The sequence below is a fragment of the Thermithiobacillus plumbiphilus genome, from assembly GCF_038070005.1.
Lineage (GTDB): Bacteria > Pseudomonadota > Gammaproteobacteria > Acidithiobacillales > Thermithiobacillaceae > JBBPCO01.
In genome coordinates, this window is sequence record NZ_JBBPCO010000014.1 from 56,925 (window position 1) to 71,601 (window position 14,677).

Consider the following 14,677-nt stretch of genomic DNA (forward strand, 5'->3'; position numbering starts at 1 on the left):
CACGGCCCTGTAGCTTACGGATTGAACAAGCATTATGGCGGACATGATTCAAGCGGTTCGGGGCATGAACGACCTGCTGCCCGAGGTGACACCGGCTTGGCAGGCGCTCGAAGATACCCTGCGCGAGCTGCTCGCGCTCTATGGCTATGGCGAGCTGCGCCTGCCCATCCTGGAAAAGACACAGCTGTTTGCGCGGGCCATCGGTGACGTCACCGACATCGTCGAGAAGGAGATGTATACCTTTGCCGATCGCAACGGCGAGAGCCTGACCCTGCGGCCGGAAGGCACGGCCGGCGTGGTGCGCGCCATGATCGAGCACCAGCGCCTGCGCGGCCAGACTCCGAAGGTCTATTACATCGGCCCCATGTTCCGCCACGAGCGTCCGCAGAAGGGCCGCTACCGGCAATTCCATCAGGTTGGCGTGGAGGCCTTTGGCCTGGCCGGTCCGGATATCGATGCCGAGCAGATCGCCCTGAGCGCGCACCTGCTGCAACGCCTTGGCCTCACCGACGTCTATCTGGAAATCAATTCCCTGGGTGACCCGGCTTCACGGGAGCGCCACCGCCAGGCCCTGCTGGATTTTCTCAGCCCCCATGAGGCATCGCTCTGCTCAGACTGCCAGTCGCGCCTGCAACGCAGCCCTCTGCGGGTGCTCGACTGCAAGGTCGAGACCTGTAGCGCCATCGCCCAGGACGCGCCGAGCCTGCTGGATTTCCTGGACGATGAGTCGCGCGCACACTTCGCGGGCCTGCAGGCGCGCCTGGATGCGCTTGGCATTCCCTTCAAGGTGAATACCCGGCTGGTGCGCGGGCTGGACTACTACAATCGCACCGTGTTCGAGTGGAAGACCCGCCAGCTCGGTGCCCAGGGCACGGTGATCGCGGGTGGCCGCTATGATGGTCTGGTGCGTCAGATCGGCGGGCCGGATACTCCCGCCGTGGGCTTTGCCGCGGGGCTCGAACGCTTGCTGGCGCTGCAGGAAATCACCCAGGGCGCGCCGGCGCAACAAGTACCGCTGCTCTTTCTCGGGGCGCTGGGCGAGGCCGCCGCCATCCCGGTACTGCGCGAGGCCCAGTCGCTTCGGGGCAGGGGGCTTGCGGTGGTCAGCTTTGCCGCCAGCGGGCTCAAGCAGCTTTTCAAGGCAGCCGAGCGCAGCAATGCACTGTATCTCGCGATTCTGGGCGAGGGCGAACTGAATGGTGCGCCCGTGCAGGTCAAGCCCCAGAACGGGGGAGAGTCGTTCAGCGTGCCACTGGAAAATCTTGGTGAGGCCTTGCTGGAACGCCGGAATCAGGATCTGCATGGCTGATTCGCTGCTGTCGATCCGGGATCTGCACATAGCGCTACGCGACCGGCCGGGTATTCATCCCGTCGATGGCATCGATATCGACATCCAGCCCGGCGAGTTGCTCTGCCTGGTGGGCGAGTCCGGTTCCGGCAAGAGCCTGACGGCCCTGAGCATCCTGCGCTTGCTGGGTCCCGGCTTGCAGCTCCAGGGCGGCGAAATTCACTTCAAGCATGATGACTTGCTCAAACTGCCGTCCGAGGCCCTGCGCCGCCTGCGGGGCAACCGCATCGCCATGGTGTTTCAGGAACCCATGACCTCCCTGAACCCGGTGTTCACCATCGGGCGCCAGATCGCCGAGCCCTTGCAGGTGCATCTTGGGATGTCGCGCAAGCAGGCCCTGGCGCGGGCTGCGGAGCTGCTGGAACAGGTCGGCATCCGCAATGCCGCGGCACGTCTGCGGTCCTATCCCGATGAGCTCTCAGGTGGCCAGCGCCAGCGGGTCATGATCGCCATGGCCCTGGCCTGCGGACCGGATCTGCTGGTTGCCGATGAGCCGACCACGGCCCTGGACGTCACCATCCAGGCGCAGATTCTGGATCTGATCAAGGACCTGCAGAAGACGCGCGGCATGGCCGTGCTGCTCATCACCCATGACTTCGACGTGGTGGCGCGTATTGCCGATCAGGTGGCGGTGATGTACGCCGGCCAGATCGTCGAGCGCGGGCCGGCGGCGCAGGTACTCGCCGAGCCGCGCCACCCCTATACGTCAGGTCTCTTGGCCTGTCTGCCCGATCTCGCCGGCAACAAGCCCTTGCGGCCGATCCGCGGTCAGGTGCCAGCCCTGGACGCCATGCCGGCAGGATGTCGCTTTTCGCCGCGTTGCCCGCTGGTCCAGGACAACTGTCGGCAAGGCGCCATCCCGATGCTCGCGCTTGAGGGCCGCACCACCCGCTGCCTTTATCCCGACCGGGTGGGGGAGATCCAATGGTAGACAAGCCACTGCTCAGCCTGCGCGATTTGCGCAAGGTGTATCATCTCTCCAGCGGCTTTCTCGGCATGCGCCGCCAGGAGTTGCTGGCGCTCGATGATGTCAGTCTCGATATCCCGCGTGGGACCGCCTTTGGCCTGGTGGGGGAGTCCGGTTCCGGCAAGAGCACGCTGGCGCGGGCGGTGATGCGCCTCCTGCCCCTGGATGGCGGCAGCATCGAGTTCGACGGCGTCGACCTGCTGCGCCTCAAGGGTGCGGAGCTGCGCCGCTTTCGCAGCCGCATCCAGATGGTCTTTCAGGATCCCTATGCCTCGCTCAATCCCCGCATGCGCATCGGCGACATCGTCGGCGAGGGCCTGCTCGTGCATGGTATCGGCACGCGCGCGAGCCGTCGCACCATGGTCTGCGAGATGCTGGAACGGGTTGGCCTGGGCGCGGATGTCCTGAATCGCTATCCACATCAGTTCAGTGGCGGCCAGCGCCAACGCATCGGCATCGCGCGCGCCCTGGTGCTCAAGCCTGAACTGCTGGTCTGCGACGAGCCGGTCTCGGCCCTGGACGTTTCCATTCAGGCGCAGATCCTGACCCTGCTGCAGAATCTCTCGCGCGAGATGCACCTGACCATGCTGTTCATCAGCCATGACCTGCGTGTGATCCGGCACATGTGCCAGAGCATGGCGGTGATGCAGACCGGGCGCATCCTGGAGCAAGGCCCGGTGGACAGGATCTATGCCGCGCCACAATCCGACTATACCCGCGCCCTGCTGGCCGCGGTCCTGCCGCATGCCGGGTCAGGGGCGTCATGATCCGGGCATTTGACTTACCCTTTCAAAGAAACTCATACTTTGCGCTGCCCGCCCGGGAGGGTGGTTCTTTGTCAGCTTTTTTGAGGAATATGCAGTGAACGACACTCGGATGGCCCAACCCCGCTCTGATTTCAGCCGCTTTGGCATTCCCGTCCTGTTCATCCTGATTCTGGCGGTCCTGGCCGGTGGTGCTTACTGGGCTTATGAAAACTACCAGACAAAGCAAAATCAGGCCGCTTCCACCATATATTCCGCAGTGGTTCGCCAGTATGAGCAGAAAAATACCAAATCGGCCCGGCAAAATGCCGAAAAGCTGGTCAAGGAATATGATGGCACCACGTACGCTGCGCTGGCAGGGTTCTATCTGGCACGGATGGATGTCGATGCCGGGCAGCCTGCCAAGGCAGTCACTCGCCTTGAAGCCTTGCGCAAGGACGGTCTGCCGACTGGCTTCGAGCCGCTCGTGGCACTGACGCTGGCCCGCGTGCATCTGACGCTGGGCAAGCCAGACGAAGCCCTGAAAGATCTGCAGGGTGTCGCGCCAGCGCAATTCGCCGCCGAGTTCGAGGAGATGCGTGGCGACGCCTACATGGCCCAGAACAAGCCTGCCGATGCCCGCAAGGCCTATGCCGCGGCCCTGAGCAAGCTGGAAGAAAAGGACCCGTACCGGGCGATCGTCCAGCTCAAGCTGGATGATCTGGGAGGCGCGGCATAAATGATGGCGACTAGTGCCCGGCGGGCGTTGACCTACAGTTTGTTGCTGGCCCTGGGTCTGAGTCTCGGGGCCTGTGGTGGCAGGCAGGCGTCCAGTCCCGAGAAGGCAGGCGCTGCCCTCTCCGAAAACAGCGTTCGATTGCACACCATCTGGCAAAAGCGCCTTTACGGCGCCTGGCGCGTCGACAACTATCAACCTGCAGCACCGGTGACGGATGGCCAGAGGATCGTCACGGGCAGGAACCGGGGTGAGGTCGTGGTGCTGGGAGCCGATGGCAGGGAAGTCTGGCGCAAGAACCTCAAGGCGAGGATCTCCGCCAGCCCGAACATCATTGGCGATCGGATCTACGCCGGCACGGATGCCGGAAAGCTCTATGCCCTGTCCCTGAATGACGGCAAGGTGATCTGGACCTCGTCGCTCAGTTCCGAGGTCATGTCCTCGGTGACGGCATTCGCCACGGGGCTTGCGGTGCAGACCAATGACGGCAAGCTCTGGGCCCTGAATCCCCAGGACGGCAAGGTGCGCTGGTCCTACACCGCCACGATTCCCTCGCTGAGCCTGCGTGGGGTTGCCAATCCAGTGGCTGCGGACAGCACCATCTACGCCGGCTTCGCCAGTGGCGAACTGAGCGCCCTGGATGCCACGGATGGTCACGTGATCTGGCAGGTGCCGGTGGCTGCCCCGCGCGGTCGGACAGAACTGGAGCGGGTGGTGGATCTGGATGCCACGCCGCTGATTTTTGGTGACAGCGTGATTGCCGCCACCTATCAGGGGCGGATCGGTGCCTTTGCCCGTGGCAATGGCGCGGAAATCTGGAGCCGCGACCTGTCGGTATTCAACCCGATGCTGCTCGATGGCAACCAGCTCTACGTCGTCGATGCGGGTGACGGCGTGCAGGCCCTGGACGCCAGCACGGGTGCCGTGCTCTGGCGCAGCGAGCAATACAAGGGACGTGGCCTGACAGGTCCTGCCCTAGTGTCCGGCAAGCTGCTGCTGGGAGACAACAAAGGCAATGCATACGTCCTGGATCCTGCCAGCGGCCGTCAGCTTGGTCAGCGGCGCGTTGCCCTGACCGGCATGCAGACAGCCCCGATTACCTTGGGTAAGGATGCCCTGATCCTGAGCCGTGAAGGCTCCCTGTACCGTATCGGCCTGAACGCCAGATAAGCGGGCTGATCCGCCCGTACTTTTCCGCATGACGCGACAGAGGCCCTTATGCAACCTGTGATCGCACTGGTTGGACGACCGAATGTCGGCAAGTCCACGCTTTTCAACCGCCTGACCCGCACTCGCGACGCGCTCGTCGCCGACCTGCCGGGCCTGACCCGGGACCGGCAGTACGGCACCGGCAAACTGGGTGGCCGTTCCTATCTCGTTGTCGATACCGGCGGCTTCGAACCCGAGCAGAAAAACGGCATCGTCGCCGAGATGGCGCGCCAGACACGCCAGGCCATCGATGAAGCGGATGCGGTGATCTTTGTCCTGGACGCCCGTGGTGGGTTGCAGATCGAGGACGAAGAGGTGGCCAGCTACCTGCGCCGTAGCGGACGCCCGGTCTTTCTTGCGGTCAACAAGGCCGAAGGGCTGGGCGAGCAGTTTCCGGCCTCGGATTTCCACGCGCTAGGTCTCGGTGAGCCCATTCCCATTTCGGCCGCTCACGGTCAGGGTATGGATGAGCTCATGGAGGTCGTGCTCGGCGCCTTGCCGCCCGAAGATGCGGAACCGCTTCCGGGCGAGGAGGAGGGGCCACGCATTGCCGTGCTGGGCCGTCCCAACGTGGGCAAGTCGACGCTGGTCAATCGCATGCTTGGTGAGGAGCGGGTCATCGTCTTTGACATGCCGGGCACCACGCGTGACAGCATCTACATTCCCTTCGAGCGTCAGGGCAAGCGCTACGTGATGATCGATACCGCCGGTGTGCGCCGTCGTGCCCGGGTGCAGGGCGGCATCGAGAAACTCAGCGTCATCAAGACCATCAAGGCCATCGAGGATGCCACGGTCGCCATTCTCGTGCTCGATGCCAGAACCGAGATCAGCGAGCAGGATGCCCATCTCGCGGGCATGGCCCTGCAGGCGGGCCGGGCACTGATCATCGCGGTGAACAAGTGGGACAACCTGGAGCAGCATCAGCGCGACTGGATCAAGACCCAGCTGGAACGCCGGCTGCCCTTTCTGACCTATGCCCCGGTCCATTTCATCAGCGCCCTGCATGGCACCGGGGTCGGCGACCTCTATAAGAGCATCGACAAGCTCGCTGCCGGTTCCTCACGGCATTTCAGTACCGCCCAGCTCAACAAGATCCTGGCGGACGCCCTCGCCGCGCATCAGCCGCCGCTGGTCGGCGGGCGGCGCATCAAGCTGCGTTACGTGCATCAGGGTGGTCACAATCCCATCACCCTGGTGGTGCACGGCACCCGCATGGACGAACTGCCGGAAGCCTACCGCCGCTACCTGGAGGCCACCTTCCGCAAGGCGCTGAAGCTGGAGGGCGTCACGGTTCGCATGGTGTTCAAGCAGGGTGAAAACCCCTTTGTGACCCCGGCACCGACGCGAATCATGAAACCCCGGACCGAACGATCCCGGGCGGCTTCCCGGCCAAAGCCACCACGCAAGCCCTGAATCTGTCTGTGTCTGGCAGACGGCAGACGGCAGACGGTGGGCGCAGTGCGCTGAAGCCGGCGCCATTCCCGTCACTTGCTCGCCATTCAGCAGCTTTCTGGCCTGGAAGCGACTTGTTTTCGGGTTTTCTGATAAAAAAGCCTGCCCAGACTTTACAAGGACCTCTGGGTGTGGAAAATTATGTAACCGTTAACCATTCTCAATCAAGGTCCCCCATGCTGCCGCTTCGCCGCTCCCTTTGGCTTTTTTCCTGGCTGTTGCTCTTCATGTTGGGAGTACAGTTCGCGATAGCCGCCCCGCAAGGTGCTCCGGCGGATCGCGCCCAGCGGGTGGTGCATATCCTCGCCTACATCGCCGGTGATTATGGCGGCGCGGTTGATGATGGCCAGGTCGTCAGCCCTTCCGAGTACCAGGAGCAGCAGGAGTTCTCCCGACAGGCACAGCAACTCCTGCAGAGCCTGCCGATGGATGCCGGCAGCCAGCAGTTGCATGCGCAGATGCAGTCGTTGATCACGGCAATTGGCGAAAAGGCACCGGCGGAGCGCGTGCGTCAGGAAGCCGACCAGCTCCGCCTGGACCTCATCACCCACTTCAATCTCCAGACGGCACCCCAGCAAACGCCTTCGCTCAGCAATGGCAAGCGTCTCTTCCAGGCCAATTGCATCGCCTGCCATGGCATCAACGCCGATGGTAGCGGGCCTCAGGCCGCTGGCATGGATCCTGCCCCGGCAAACTTCCGTGACAAAGATCGTTTCGACACGATCAGCCCCTTCGGCTTGTCCAATACCATCCATTTCGGCGTCAGCGGGACGGCCATGCCGGGCTACGGGCAGTTCAGCCAGCAGGAGCTCTGGGATCTGGCCTTCTATCTCAGCGCGATCCGCTATGATCCGCAACAGATTGAAAAGGGCAAGGCGCTCTTTGAGGCCGAGCCCAGCAAATGGGTAGAAAGATTTCAGGGGCTTCGCGGCCTGTCAGCCCAGTCTGATGTGCAGCTCCTTGGCAATCGCAATGACCCCGATGCGCGCGCGGTGCTGAGTTACCTGCGCCAAGAACCGGAAGCGACCCGCAGCATCGTACCCTCGCTGACCCTGAGCCGGGAGCGCCTGAATGCCTCCTGGGAGGCCTATAAGGCTGCCGACCCGGAACGCGCCTATACCCTGGCGGTATCAGCCTATCTCGATGGCTTCGAGGCCGTGGAACCCGCCCTGAACGCGGTGGATCGTGATCTGCGCACTCAGATCGAGACCGAAATGGGGCTGTATCGCAATGCCTTGCGTAACCGGCTTGATGTCGCCGAGGTTGAGCCTCTCCATGCCCGGGTGCTGGCCAGTCTGGACCAGGCGCAGGATGTGCTGACATCCACCAAGCTATCCCCGACCACGGGTTTTCTGAGCGCATTCACGATCCTCCTGCGAGAAGGGCTGGAGGCCGTGCTCGTGGTGGCCGCCATCGTGACACTGCTGGTGCGGACCAATCGGCGTGATCTGTTGACGCGTGTGCATGCCGGCTGGATTGCCGCGCTGTTCATGGGTGTACTCACTTGGTGGCTGGCGCGGGAGCTGATCCAGATCACCGGTGCCCGGCGCGAGGTCATCGAAGGCGTGACTGCCATGATTGCCGTGGTCATCCTGTTTTCGATCAGTTACTGGTTGATTGCCAAGCTGGAAGTGGAGAAATGGCGTCGTTTTCTCCATGAAAAGATCCAGAAGGCCAGCGGTAAGGGTTCTGTCTTCGCCCTGGCAGGCGTGACCTTCATTGCGGTATATCGGGAAATCTTCGAGACCGTGCTGTTTTATCAGGCCCTCTGGGTGCAGGCGGGCCCGTCCGGCCATACGCCCGTGCTCTACGGCACCCTGGCGGCATTCGTTGCCTTGCTCGGTGTGGTCTGGGCCATCTTCAAACTTGGATTGAAGTTGCCCCTGCGGCCCTTCTTTGCCGCCAGCTCTGCCCTCATCTACCTGCTTGCCTTCATTTTTGCCGGCAAGGGGATACTGGCCCTGCAGGAGGCCGGCTGGATTTCATCAACCCCGGTGAGCTTCGTGCGCATCGATTTGCTGGGCATCTATCCCAACCTGGAAGGGCTGATGCTGCAGGGTGCGTTGACCTTGGCCATGCTGTTCGCGCTGTTTCACACCTTCGTCTGGGCGCCACGGGTGCGCGTGGCGCACTAAAACTTACTCCGCTTCCTCCGGGAAGAAGGACAGGCTGCTCTGGCTCTCCTCGACACGGCAGCGTAGTTGACCACGTGCGAGCTGGACCTTGAGCGCCTGTCCGGGTCTGGTCTGCCGGCTGTCCTGGATGACCTTGCCCTGGGCATTGCTGACGATGGCATAACCGCGTTCGATCACATTCAAAGGGCTCACCAGATTGAGCTGGCGCAACTGCTGGTGAAGTCGTTCGCGGCGCTGTCCGAGCTGCTGCCTGCCTTGCTGCAACAAGCGGGTCTCCTGCTGTGCCAGACGCTGACGCAGCAGTGGAAGGCGCCGGGAAACCGGATTGCAGCGTAGCAGGCCATCGGCGGCGCGCTGGCGCAGGAGCTGCTTTTGTTCCAGTGAGCGCATCATCTGCAAAAGCAGACGCTGGCGTAAGCCATCCACCCGCTCGCGCATCTGCTGGATGCGTCTGCCCGGATGCAGCAGGCGCTGCTGCAGCATGTCCACCATCTGGCCATGATTGCTCAACCGCCGCTGCATGTGCTGCAACAATCGCCGTTCCAGCTCGCGCACGCGAGGTCGCCATTCCTGTATCTGCGGACTCACCAGCTCCGCCGCCGCCGTGGGGGTGGGGGCGCGCAGGTCGGCGGCAAAATCCGCCAGGGTGAAGTCCACTTCGTGACCCACACCGCTGATGACGGAAATGGGACAGGCACAGATGGCCCGCACCACGGCCTCGTCATTGAAGGCCCAGAGATCCTCCATGGAGCCGCCGCCGCGGGCGAGGATCAGCACATCCTCCGTCGCACGCGCAGCCGCCGTTTGCAGGGCGGCAATGATGGCCGGCGCGGCTTCCGCCCCCTGTACCGGGACGGGATAGACGCAGATGGGCAGGGCTGGCCAGCGCCGCTGCAGGGTGCTCAGGATGTCGCGGATCGCCGCACCACTACCCGAGGTGATCACGCCTACCCGTTTCGGCCAGGCGGGAATGGGCCGCTTGCGCTCGCTGTCAAACAGTCCCTCCGCCTGCAGCTTGCGCTTGAGTGCCTCGAAGGCGCGCTGCAAGGCGCCCTCGCCGGACTCCTCCATGTGCTCCACCAGCAGCTGGAACTCCCCGCGACCCTCGAACAGGCTGATCTGGGCGCGCAGCAGCACCCGCATGCCATCCTTGGGGCGCAGGGCCAAGGCCTGGTTTCTGGCGCGAAACATGGCGCAGCGGACCTGGGCCTGCGCGTCTTTCAGCGTGAAATACCAGTGACCGGAGGCCGGGCGCGAGAAATTGGACAACTCGCCCTCGACCCAGAGCAGTGGGAAACTCTTTTCCAGCAGGGTGCGTGCCTCGCGGTTGAGCTGGCTGACGTTATAGACGTCGTCACGCTTGAGAAGGTTGGATGGAGTGATAGACTCTGGCATCATGGAAAGCTGCTATTCTAGGAGAGATGCGAAGTTGTCAAGCATGCGTCAAACCCTTGGAAATCGCAAATACTGGAGGCAGTGATGAAAGCCAATATAGGAAGCGCGGATCGTGTCATACGTATTGTGCTTGGCCTGTTACTGTTGAGTCTGATCTTTCTGGTCGAGGGGCCCGGGCGCTGGTGGGGCTTGCTGGGCATCGTTCTGATAGCTACCGCCCTGATACGCTTTTGCCCGGCCTACGCGGTGCTTGGCACGGACACCTGCCATAATCAGCCTCCCGTGCCAGGCCAGAAGCATTAGCAGACGGATTGGCCAAATCCTGGCAATTCATATAAAATATTGGCCTTCTTTTGAAGGGGACGGGGCTAAAGCCGCAAGGCCTTGGCCCCGTGCTTCTTACTGCCATACTTAGACAAGGGCCGCCTCATGCGATTGTTCCCGGAAGCGCTCACCTTCGATGATGTTCTGCTCGTACCTGCCTATTCCAACGTCCTGCCGCGCGATGTCAGCCTGAAAACACGCCTGACCCGGAATATCGAGCTCAACATCCCGCTACTGTCCGCCGCCATGGATACCGTGACGGAATCCGCCATGGCCATTGCCATTGCCCAGGAAGGCGGCATCGGCATCATTCACAAGAATATGAGCGTCGAGCAACAGGCGACCCAGGTGCGCCGGGTCAAGAAGTTCGAGGCAGGCATCATCAAGGACCCGGTCAGCACCCGCCCGGACGCCAGCATCCGTGAAGTGCTGGGCTTGATGAGCGAGAACCGCATTTCCGGCGTGCCGGTGGTCGATGGCGAGCGCCTCGCCGGCATCGTCACCAATCGCGATCTGCGCTTTTTTACCAGTCTGGATCAGCCGGTCTCCAGCGTCATGACCCCGCGCGATCGCCTAGTGACCGTACAGGAAGGGACCTCGCTGGAAGAGACCAAGCGCCTGCTGCACCATCACCGCATCGAGAAGATCCTGGTGGTGAATGACAGCTTTGCCCTGCGCGGTCTGATCACCGTCAAGGACATCGCCAAGGCCACCGAACATCCGCTGGCCTGCCGCGATTCGCAAGGTAGCCTGCGGGTCGGGGCCGCGGTCGGCGTCGGCGAGGGCACCGATGCGCGGGTGGCCGCGCTGGTGGAGGCGGGGGTGGACGTCATCATCGTCGATACCGCCCACGGTCATTCCCAGGGCGTGCTGGATCGCGTGGCCTGGATCAAGAAACATTTCCCCGAGGTGCAGGTCGTCGGCGGCAATATCGCCACCGCCGAGGCGGCGAAGGCGCTGGCGGAAGCTGGCGCGGATGCGGTCAAGGTCGGCATCGGTCCGGGCTCGATCTGCACCACGCGCATCGTCGCCGGTGTGGGCGTGCCGCAGATCACCGCCATCAGCAACGTGGCCGAAGCCCTGAAGGATCTCGGCATTCCGCTGATTGCCGATGGTGGCGTGCGCTACTCCGGTGATCTTGCCAAGGCCATCGCCGCCGGCGCCCATGCCGTGATGGTCGGCGGCCTGCTGGCCGGCACCGAGGAATCCCCGGGCGAGATCGAGCTCTTCCAGGGACGTTCCTACAAATCCTATCGCGGCATGGGTTCGCTGGGGGCCATGCAGCAGGGCTCCAAGGACCGCTATTTCCAGGACAAGGAGTCCGATGCCCTGAAACTGGTGCCCGAAGGCGTGGAAGGCCGGGTGCCCTACAAGGGGCCGTCCGCCAACGTCATCCATCAGCTCATCGGCGGCCTGCGCGCCAGCATGGGTTATACCGGCTGCGCCGGGATCGAGGAAATGCGCACCCAGCCGCACTTCATCAAGATCACCCAGGCCGGCGTGCGTGAAAGCCACGTGCATGACGTGACGATCACCAAGGAATCGCCCAACTATCACGTGGAATAGGCCACCCGGCTGACCGCCCCAGCAACCGAGCACCTCATGAACGAACGTATCCTGATTCTGGATTTTGGCTCCCAGTACACCCAATTGATCGCGCGCCGGGTCCGGGAAGCGCACGTCTACTGCGAGATCCACCCCTGCACGGTGGACCTGGACTTCATCAAGAATTTCTCCCCGAAGGGCATCATTCTCTCCGGCAGCCCCTACTCGGTGGAGCAGGAAGGCGCCCCGATGATCGATCCGGCGGTCTTCGATCTGGGGGTGCCGGTGCTCGGCATCTGCTATGGCATGCAGCTCATGACCCATCTCCTGGGCGGGCGCGTGGCCAGGGCCCAGCATCGGGAGTTCGGGCGCGCGCACATCCGCCTGGAGGAAAACACCGGCATCTTCACGCCCTTTGAAGCGGGCGGCCTGCAGGAAGTCTGGATGAGCCACGGCGACCGCATCGAGGGCCTGCCATCGGGCTTCGAGCGCCTGGCCTGGACCGACAACTCACCCTATGCCGCCATCCACGACCCGCAGCGCAAACTCTACGGCATCCAGTTCCATTGCGAAGTGGTGCACAGCCCGCGCGGCGCCGAGATGCTTACCGCCTTCGTGCGCGGCGTCTGCGGCTGCGAGGGCGACTGGACCATGGCCTCGTTCATCGAGACCAGCAGCGCGGCCATCCGCGAGCAGGTCGGGCAGGGCCATGTGATCTCCGCGCTTTCCGGCGGCGTCGATTCCTCCGTGGTGTCCGTGCTCATCCACAAGGCCATCGGCGACCAGCTCACCTGCATCTTCGTGGATAATGGCCTGCTGCGCACCGGCGAGCGCGACCGGGTGGCGACGGTGTTCCGGGAATACTTTCACATTCCGCTGCGAGTCATTGATGCGGCAGACCTTTTTCTGGATCGGCTCAAGGGCGTTACCGACCCCGAACAGAAGCGCAAGGTCATCGGCCGCACCTTCATCGAGGTCTTCGATCAGGAAGCCAAGGACATCGGCGAGGTCGATTTCCTGGCCCAGGGCACGCTCTATCCCGACGTGATCGAGTCCATCTCCTTCAAGGGCCCGAGTGCCACCATCAAGTCCCACCACAATGTCGGCGGCTTGCCCGAGCGCATGAAGCTCAAGCTCGTCGAACCGGTGCGCGAGCTCTTCAAGGATGAAGTGCGTGAACTCGGCCGCGAGCTCGGCATGCCCGAGGAAATGATCCGCCGCCAGCCCTTCCCGGGGCCGGGGCTCGCCATCCGCTGCCTCGGCGAAGTCACCGCCGAGAAGCTCGCCATTCTGCGCCAGGCCGATACCATCGTGCTCGAAGAGATCAAGGAGGCCGGCCTCTATGACCGCGTCTGGCAGAGCTTCGCCGTGCTGCTGCCGGTGCAGAGCGTCGGCGTCATGGGCGACGAGCGCACCTACGAGCAGGCCATCTGCCTGCGCGCCGTGGAGTCCGTGGACGGCATGACCGCCGACTGGGCGCACCTACCCTATGAAGTGCTCGCGCGCATCTCCAGCCGCGTCATCAACGAGGTCAAGGGCGTCAACCGCATGGTCTACGATATCTCCTCCAAGCCGCCCGCCACCATCGAGTGGGAATAAGCAGGTTTTAAGCCTGGCAGGCTGATCCGCAATAATGGAAAGCCCTCCGCCCCCAGGCACCCCGGAAGCAGACGCTTACTGGATGCGCCGCGCCCTCGAACTCGCCCGCCACGCTGAATCCCAGGGCGAGGTACCGGTGGGTGCGGTGCTGGTCGGCCCCGACGGCATGCTCGGAGAGGGCTGGAACCAGCCCATTACCACCCACGATCCCACCGCTCACGCCGAAGTCGTCGCCCTGCGCGACGCCGCCCGGCGCAGCGCAAACTACCGCCTTACCGGCGCCACCCTCTATGTCACTCTCGAACCCTGCCTCATGTGCGCCGGCGCCATGCTCCACGCCCGCGTGCACCGCCTCGTCTATGGCGCCACAGATCCCAAGGGCGGGGCCGTGCAAAGTCTCTATCAAGTGCTGAATGATCCTCGGCTGAACCACCGGATCATGGCAACGGAAGGCGTGTTGGGAGAAGAGGCGGGGGCGATGCTGCGGGCGTTTTTCCGCAGTCGGCGGTGAAGCGGTTTTTGCCTGATTCAGCAGTCTTGGCTTGGCAGGGCTGAGTGTGCGATATCTGCCGTCCTTGTGAAGTGATTGTTGTTAGCGCCTGTTAGTGGCCAGATAAACTGACCCACTACTGGCCAGCAGATTTGACCCACCCAGGTGTGGCCGTCAGGCCACGGAACCAGCTACTGTCCCCCGTTTTGACCAATGGCCGGGGGCATGTCAGTGAAGGAGTGGGTTGTGATACACAAGATCAAGGCACTGCACGACAATGGCAAGGGATTGTCAATTCGCGCCATCAGCCAGGCGCTGGCATGTCCCGCAATACGGTTCGCAAGTATCTGCGGCTGGACGAGCAGGCGATCGGCCATCGACTGGAAGATCCCTCACGCACCAAGCGACTCGATGATCACCGGGATTACCGCCCGCATTCGCCGGTCGGCTGAGCTTGAACGTTATGTGATTTGACACCCGGTACGTTACAGGGTACAGTCAAGGAATGATTCGAAGCTTCAAACACAAGGGCTTGGCAAAATTCTTCAAGTCCGGCAGCACTGCAGGGATTCAGGCCGCTCACGCGACGAGGCTTCGGCTCATTCTCGGTAGATTGAATGCAGCGACGAATGCCAACGATATGGACTTACCCGGCCTTCGTTTGCACGAACTCTCTGGTAGCCGAGCCGGAATCTGGTCAGTGACAGTCAGTGGTAATTGGCGAGTGACCTTCC

13 protein-coding genes and 1 pseudogene are annotated in these 14,677 nt (G+C 62.9%); 13 read left to right on the plus strand and 1 reads right to left on the minus strand.

What is annotated here, in order from left to right; genetic code table 11:
- The first annotated feature begins 43 nt into the window (after window positions 1-43).
- The 7 genes from hisS to WOB96_RS13120 all read left to right on the plus strand — a co-directional run bounded on the left by hisS (window position 44) and on the right by WOB96_RS13120 (window position 8,590).
- Window positions 44-1,309, plus strand: coding sequence for a histidine--tRNA ligase (gene hisS, locus WOB96_RS13090; protein ID WP_341371755.1), 1,266 nt, complete (start codon window positions 44-46; stop codon window positions 1,307-1,309).
- Window positions 1,302-2,279 (plus strand): ABC transporter ATP-binding protein, encoded by a 978-nt coding sequence (locus WOB96_RS13095; RefSeq protein ID WP_341371742.1) that lies wholly within the window; start codon window positions 1,302-1,304, stop codon window positions 2,277-2,279. Before hisS ends, WOB96_RS13095 begins: the two co-directional genes overlap by 8 nt.
- Window positions 2,273-3,082, plus strand: a complete 810-nt coding sequence (locus WOB96_RS13100) for an ATP-binding cassette domain-containing protein (RefSeq protein WP_341371743.1) — start codon at window positions 2,273-2,275, stop codon at window positions 3,080-3,082. Before WOB96_RS13095 ends, WOB96_RS13100 begins: the two co-directional genes overlap by 7 nt.
- A gap of 94 nt (window positions 3,083-3,176) precedes the next feature.
- Window positions 3,177-3,797, plus strand: coding sequence for a YfgM family protein (locus WOB96_RS13105; RefSeq protein ID WP_341371744.1), 621 nt, complete (start codon window positions 3,177-3,179; stop codon window positions 3,795-3,797).
- On the plus strand, window positions 3,798-4,964 hold the full coding sequence (gene bamB, locus WOB96_RS13110; RefSeq protein WP_341371745.1) for an outer membrane protein assembly factor BamB: 1,167 nt from the start codon (window positions 3,798-3,800) through the stop codon (window positions 4,962-4,964).
- Window positions 4,965-5,012: 48 nt separating this feature from the next.
- A complete protein-coding gene (gene der, locus WOB96_RS13115) occupies window positions 5,013-6,416 on the plus strand; it encodes a ribosome biogenesis GTPase Der (protein ID WP_341371746.1) in 1,404 nt (467 codons plus the stop codon).
- Between the two features lie 215 nt (window positions 6,417-6,631).
- Window positions 6,632-8,590, plus strand: a complete 1,959-nt coding sequence (locus tag WOB96_RS13120; RefSeq protein ID WP_341371747.1) for a cytochrome c/FTR1 family iron permease — start codon at window positions 6,632-6,634, stop codon at window positions 8,588-8,590.
- A gap of 3 nt (window positions 8,591-8,593) precedes the next feature.
- Here WOB96_RS13120 and xseA read toward each other — a convergent pair whose 3' ends face one another.
- Entirely contained in the window at window positions 8,594-9,988 is a 1,395-nt protein-coding gene (gene xseA / locus WOB96_RS13125; RefSeq protein WP_341371748.1) for an exodeoxyribonuclease VII large subunit, read from the minus strand.
- An 81-nt stretch (window positions 9,989-10,069) separates the two neighbouring features.
- Between xseA and WOB96_RS13130 the strand changes: the two genes are divergently transcribed.
- The 6 genes and pseudogenes from WOB96_RS13130 to WOB96_RS13155 all read left to right on the plus strand — a co-directional run.
- Window positions 10,070-10,288 (plus strand): YgaP family membrane protein, encoded by a 219-nt coding sequence (locus WOB96_RS13130; protein WP_341371749.1) that lies wholly within the window; start codon window positions 10,070-10,072, stop codon window positions 10,286-10,288.
- A gap of 126 nt (window positions 10,289-10,414) precedes the next feature.
- The gene (gene guaB, locus WOB96_RS13135; protein ID WP_341371750.1) at window positions 10,415-11,875 is read left to right on the plus strand and encodes an IMP dehydrogenase; all 1,461 of its coding nucleotides are present in this window, start codon (window positions 10,415-10,417) and stop codon (window positions 11,873-11,875) included.
- Between the two features lie 36 nt (window positions 11,876-11,911).
- A complete protein-coding gene (gene guaA / locus WOB96_RS13140; RefSeq protein ID WP_341371751.1) occupies window positions 11,912-13,453 on the plus strand; it encodes a glutamine-hydrolyzing GMP synthase in 1,542 nt (513 codons plus the stop codon).
- Window positions 13,454-13,487: 34 nt separating this feature from the next.
- Window positions 13,488-13,964, plus strand: a complete 477-nt coding sequence (tadA, locus tag WOB96_RS13145; RefSeq protein ID WP_341371752.1) for a tRNA adenosine(34) deaminase TadA — start codon at window positions 13,488-13,490, stop codon at window positions 13,962-13,964.
- A gap of 225 nt (window positions 13,965-14,189) precedes the next feature.
- Window positions 14,190-14,371: pseudogene (locus tag WOB96_RS13150) on the plus strand (IS21-like element ISCARN89 family transposase); the annotation flags it as partial.
- 104 nt (window positions 14,372-14,475) lie between these two features.
- A partial coding sequence (locus WOB96_RS13155) for a type II toxin-antitoxin system RelE/ParE family toxin (RefSeq protein WP_341371753.1) occupies window positions 14,476-14,677 on the plus strand: 202 nt, incomplete at its 3' end.

Coding starts and splice junctions, on each gene's coding strand:
- der (WP_341371746.1), top strand. CDS start 5,013: ATGCAACCTGTGATCGCACTGGTTGGACGACCGAATGTCGGCAAGTCC.
- WOB96_RS13130 (WP_341371749.1), top strand. CDS start 10,070: ATGAAAGCCAATATAGGAAGCGCGGATCGTGTCATACGTATTGTGCTT.
- guaA (WP_341371751.1), top strand. CDS start 11,912: ATGAACGAACGTATCCTGATTCTGGATTTTGGCTCCCAGTACACCCAA.
- guaB (WP_341371750.1), top strand. CDS start 10,415: ATGCGATTGTTCCCGGAAGCGCTCACCTTCGATGATGTTCTGCTCGTA.
- WOB96_RS13100 (WP_341371743.1), top strand. CDS start 2,273: ATGGTAGACAAGCCACTGCTCAGCCTGCGCGATTTGCGCAAGGTGTAT.
- WOB96_RS13120 (WP_341371747.1), top strand. CDS start 6,632: ATGCTGCCGCTTCGCCGCTCCCTTTGGCTTTTTTCCTGGCTGTTGCTC.
- bamB (WP_341371745.1), top strand. CDS start 3,798: ATGATGGCGACTAGTGCCCGGCGGGCGTTGACCTACAGTTTGTTGCTG.
- hisS (WP_341371755.1), top strand. CDS start 44: ATGATTCAAGCGGTTCGGGGCATGAACGACCTGCTGCCCGAGGTGACA.
- xseA (WP_341371748.1), bottom strand. CDS start 9,988: ATGATGCCAGAGTCTATCACTCCATCCAACCTTCTCAAGCGTGACGAC.
- WOB96_RS13095 (WP_341371742.1), top strand. CDS start 1,302: ATGGCTGATTCGCTGCTGTCGATCCGGGATCTGCACATAGCGCTACGC.
- tadA (WP_341371752.1), top strand. CDS start 13,488: ATGGAAAGCCCTCCGCCCCCAGGCACCCCGGAAGCAGACGCTTACTGG.